At 56.1% G+C, this 255-nt stretch carries 1 protein-coding gene; it reads left to right on the forward strand.

Annotated elements, in window-relative coordinates; translation table 11 throughout:
- Nucleotides 1–255, forward strand: a 255-nt coding sequence (locus J1785_RS00045) for a GTP-binding protein (protein WP_238483003.1), incomplete at both ends; no start/stop codon positions are given.

Here is a 255-nt window from a genome sequence, read left to right on the forward strand (position 1 = left end):
CTGCACGTGCATTCGACCAGATCGATAACGCACCAGAAGAAAAAGCTCGTGGTATCACCATCAACACTTCACACGTTGAATATGACACCCCGACTCGTCACTACGCGCACGTTGACTGCCCAGGGCATGCCGACTACGTGAAAAACATGATCACCGGTGCTGCTCAGATGGACGGCGCTATCCTGGTTGTTGCTGCAACTGACGGCCCTATGCCTCAGACGCGTGAGCACATCCTGCTGGGTCGCCAGGTTGGCG

The organism is Rahnella perminowiae (assembly GCF_019049755.1).
Taxonomy (GTDB): Bacteria; Pseudomonadota; Gammaproteobacteria; order Enterobacterales; family Enterobacteriaceae; genus Rahnella; species Rahnella perminowiae.